Origin of the sequence: Streptococcus sp. S784/96/1, assembly GCF_902729355.1 — a bacterium.
In the GTDB taxonomy this organism is placed as follows: domain Bacteria; phylum Bacillota; class Bacilli; order Lactobacillales; family Streptococcaceae; genus Streptococcus; species Streptococcus caledonicus.
On record NZ_CACVCC010000059.1, the window covers coordinates 1 to 3815 of the forward strand.

The window sequence follows — 3815 nt, forward strand, 5'->3', positions numbered from 1 at the left end:
CCATATGAGGCTTTCTAATGAGTTGTTTTGTCGCTTTTCATTATAGGTCATATGGGACTTTTTCTATACTCAAAAAGGCTCCATAATCTCTGCGGGGAATTTACCCACTACAGAAATTATAGAGCCAGTTTTCGTTAAGAAAAAATAAAAGAACTGTTTTATTTTTAAATTTAATGTTGACTTTATAACACATTGGTTTTATAATTTATTCAAGTAATTACTTTATTTAAAATTTCAATCATTACTTGAGGTGTTTTTTATGAAAAAGATTCTTGCCAACAAAACTTATTTAGCGGTTATTGCCTCTGATCTCCTATCAAATTTTGGAGATACTCTTTATTACATGGCCCTGATGAACTATGTCTTATTTCTTCCAAATCCTAATTTTGCTTTATCTATTATTACCTTATCAGAAACCCTTCCTACCTTTAGTCGTCTCATAACAGGTTTTTGGTCTGATAAAACTAAAAATAAATTAAAGGCTATTCAATTAACATTAGTTTTTCGTATTACTATTTACACGATTCTAGGCTTTGTCATGACCTTTGAACCAGCTTTATGGATTGTCATCGTGGCGGCTATCTTTAATTTTTTCTCTGATGTCGCGGGACAATATGAGAATGGTCTTTACATCCCTATTAGTTTAAGAATTATTCCTAACGAAGACAGGGCAGAATACATGGGATTTAGCCAAAGTTTAGGATTAACAACCGATCTCTTATTTCAATCTGCTGGTGCCTTATTTATTACGATGATGAGTTTTTCCCAGTTAGCCTTTGTCAATGCTGCGACATTTGCAGTATCTCTTCTCATGTACACAGTTATTAGGCCTCGTGTTGCTCAGCTTTTTGCCCAAAGACCTCTAGAAACCTCTGAAAACAAAAGGTCTGGTAATCTTTTCAAAGATATGTGGCAAAGCTTGAAGCTAGCCCTGCCAGAAATGGCTGCTATTCCTGACTTAAAAGCCTGTATGATTATTGTCCCTATCCTAAACGGGCTAGGTGCTGTTCTAATCACATTGTTGACTCTTATTATGAGTCATAATAAAGAGTTTATGATCTTTAATGCAGCTACAACCTTAGCAATTTTTCAAACCACTAATATTATCGGCATGATTCTAGGGGGAATTTTAAGCATGAATCTCCTAAAAAATCTTTCTATTTCTAACACCCTACAAGTGGCTTCCGCGCTGTTTTCTGCTCTTATTTTTGCTTATTATCTTCAGAATATCTGGCTCATTCTAATTTTCCTTATTCCTATAGGAATCATTTCGGGTGCTATCAATCCTAAACTAAACACTCTAATTTACACTAGAATCTCTGAGAATAAAATTGCTACTGTGTCTGCTGGCATTTATACCTGGTTTACCACGGGGATTGTAATCACACGATTACTGATGTCAGGACTGATGTTATTTCTTTCGGTAAAATGGCTGACGCTTCTTCTTTTCTTGCTCAGTCTAGGACTTTTAGGTTATACTATTAATGACTTTATCAGAAAGAAAGTAATATAATGGATATTTTTATCAGTAAACATCAAAGTAAAATCATGGATTTTCTTTGGTTACCAAGCATCAGCTACTTCGATCCTAGTCAAATTGATCTGACATTTGAAGAACGTCAAACTTTTCAAGAGGTGTTTAACGATTTTGAAACTCTCAAAAAAATATTAGAGCCCTATACAGCACGTCTTCACAAATTTTATCGCGGAGCAAACCATGGCCATATTATAGATAGTATTTACCGCTATCTATTAGAAGAAGGCCATGACCCTAAAACAATGGAAGAACTTTATCCACTTGTTTTAGCGATTTCAGAAGAAAAAATCCGCTCCCTTTTACTAAATCTTATCGCACCTGAAGGCCAAGTCATCGAAACCGAAGAAGATCTTCTTAACCTTTTAGAGGATGATATGATAAAAGAGAGTACCAAATGGCGCGTCTTTTGGTCATATCATCACCCTAAAGAAACCGTCGAAGGCATGGTTGACCTCTACAAAGAGCTTATCCCTCTCTATCAACCGTTTTATGAAAAATACGAAAAAGAGGTGCTAGAGACAATCAATCGGCTTGACATTATGGAACTTTTTAGCGACTCTATTTTTGATATCAAAAAGTACCTCTCAAAAAGCCAAAAATCTACTCTAAGGGCCTTTGTCACTTCACCACTACACCTAAATCATATCATTACTACAGATGAGTTAGATTTAGAAAAACCTGTCTACGTCTATACTTACGCCAGAGTAGAAGTTATTCTCAAAGGACGCCAACAAAATAATCTCAGCAAAGACACTTTGGATTTGGCAATCAAGTCTCTAGCTGATCCCGTTCGTTATGATATTTTAAATATCGTATCTCACTCAACATTGAAAAATAAGGAAATTGCTGCACAGCTAGGTATCACTCCCGCTAACGTATCTTTCCACATCCAAAAACTGCTCAATGCTGGACTGCTCAGCTTTGCTATTGATAAAGACGAAGCTCGCTATAGGCTTAATAAAGCTTTCATGGCGCAATGTCTTGACAAAATTAAATCTGACTTTGATCTATAACAAGCGTTTTCAAAAAATTTAAAAATGCCCTTGAAATTTTTCCAAAAAGTGGTATCATAATGGTACAGAAAAATTGCTGTGGCATACGAATTCACATCAATGTGTTGACCGACTATTTTTTGTATTTTTCGGGAAACAAAAGTCTTTCTCCAGTATGTAGGCCGTTTCACGCGGAAACAACTAAGGGGAAGCGAGTTGCCCACCTGCTTTATTGCGCGGGTTCAATACAAAACGTGGATCACCGGTGCCAATACAGCTTTCTTGCCTCCTTAGCTCAGTTGGTAGAGCAGTGGACTCTTAATCCATGGGTCACAGGTTCGAGCCCTGTAGGGGGTAAATAAAGTAAAAAGCCTGCTATGTTGTAAGGCTTTTTTCGTATTATGAGGGAAATATTAGCATGAAAATCATTGAATACCAAGAATCTTATCGAGACGACCTTATCTTTATGATATTAGAAGCTAAAGATGCTTTAGATAGAATTCCAAGTATCAACCCTGATTTGCTAACGATTCAAAGCTATTATTTAGATAAGGGAGATAACTTTTGGTTGGGGATTGACGCACAAAACAGGGTCATCGGATCCATAGCCTATTCATCTGTTTCGAATTCTTCAGAAGTTTTTCTGCACCGTCTTTTTGTTAAACCTCGTTTGAAAAATCAAGGCTTAGGGAGTCAATTACTTTGCTTCGCAGAAAAATACTTAATTGCAAAAGGTAAAACAGCTATTCATGTCCACCTTGGTCAACCTAAAGAAGACTGGATAGCCTCTTATTCCTTTTACCCCAAGCATGGCTATACCTTTTACGATGATACTCATCTGATTAAAATTCTGTAAATAGAAACTCCTAGAATCTTGTTCATTAAAACGAGTAATCTAGGAGTTTTTGTGCTAAACAGTAAGTCTTTTACTAATTATACTTAATTTATTTCAAAAATCTGAAATTGTGAACTTTACACTATAGCAATTGCAATTAAAGTGGATTAAATACCTCTTATTATAGAAATTTAACCAGATTTATAATTTATATTGAAACTAAAATCCTGTTCAGAAACAATATTTACAAATTAAAAATTTTAGCGCCAGCTTAAAATGCGACCACAAAATCGCTCAAAACAGACAGTTGCCATCGTGGTAGAAGAGGCTGGGCAAAAACTAGTTTCAGAACACAAAAAAAAACGGGCATTTCCGCAGTTGGAGATGCTCGTTTTCTTATGCCATGGTTTATAATTATAATAACCACAAAACAACTAGAAAGCCATGACTA

At 35.6% G+C, this 3815-nt stretch carries 3 protein-coding genes, 1 tRNA gene and 1 other RNA gene; all 5 read left to right on the plus strand.

Annotation, left to right across the window (positions count from 1 at the left end):
* Positions 1-259 precede the first annotated feature (259 nt).
* The 5 genes from GZ996_RS11400 (at position 260) to GZ996_RS11420 (ending at position 3385) form a co-directional block, all read left to right on the plus strand.
* Complete coding sequence (locus GZ996_RS11400; RefSeq protein ID WP_162012112.1) at positions 260-1513, plus strand: MFS transporter; 1254 nt, start codon at positions 260-262, stop codon at positions 1511-1513.
* Entirely contained in the window at positions 1513-2550 is a 1038-nt protein-coding gene (locus tag GZ996_RS11405) for an ArsR/SmtB family transcription factor (RefSeq protein WP_162012113.1), read from the plus strand. The genes GZ996_RS11400 and GZ996_RS11405 overlap by 1 nt, the downstream gene beginning before the upstream one ends.
* A 70-nt stretch (positions 2551-2620) precedes the next feature.
* Positions 2621-2813, plus strand: a non-coding RNA gene (gene ssrS / locus GZ996_RS11410) — 6S RNA.
* Positions 2814-2886 (plus strand) — tRNA-Lys (locus tag GZ996_RS11415).
* Between the two features lie 61 nt (positions 2887-2947).
* A complete protein-coding gene (locus tag GZ996_RS11420) occupies positions 2948-3385 on the plus strand; it encodes a GNAT family N-acetyltransferase (RefSeq protein WP_162012114.1) in 438 nt (145 codons plus the stop codon).
* Positions 3386-3815 lie beyond the last annotated feature (430 nt).

Excerpts from the sequence above, each read along its gene's own strand:
- GZ996_RS11400 (WP_162012112.1), top strand. The coding sequence starts at position 260 with ATGAAAAAGATTCTTGCCAACAAAACTTATTTAGCGGTTATTGCCTCT.
- GZ996_RS11405 (WP_162012113.1), top strand. The coding sequence starts at position 1,513 with ATGGATATTTTTATCAGTAAACATCAAAGTAAAATCATGGATTTTCTT.
- GZ996_RS11420 (WP_162012114.1), top strand. The coding sequence starts at position 2,948 with ATGAAAATCATTGAATACCAAGAATCTTATCGAGACGACCTTATCTTT.